The organism is Photobacterium sp. R1 (assembly GCF_054600795.1).
On record NZ_BAAHZP010000357.1, the window covers coordinates 1 to 307 of the forward strand.

Annotated in this window: 1 protein-coding gene; it reads right to left on the reverse strand. The window is 43.3% G+C overall.

The features are described 5' to 3' along the window. Positions 1-109, reverse strand: a 109-nt coding sequence (locus tag ACYP03_RS25405) for a DUF3149 domain-containing protein (protein WP_459782590.1), incomplete at its 3' end; no start/stop codon positions are given. Positions 110-307 lie beyond the last annotated feature (198 nt).

Below are 307 nucleotides of genomic sequence, written 5' to 3' on the forward strand. Positions count from 1 at the left end.
AGACAAAATAACCACCATAGAAGAGCATTAGCCCCAATGCACCGAAAATCACTATCATTGATGATAGGCCAACCGGATTACCAAAGAGTAAATCTAGCCAAAATTCCATGTGATGCCCTCTGCCTGGGAAACTGAATTCAAGCTTAATGGGCCTTGGCGAATGGGCTGATGATCTGGATCAATCCATCATCGAATCATCGCTATTGGTGTGTTTTTTTGTGGCTCTCAGCAATATTCTGTTTTAACTGGTGCATTCCTAAGCAAGTAGCAGCGAGGAAAGGAAAATTTCTGCTCCTCCTCTTGCGTT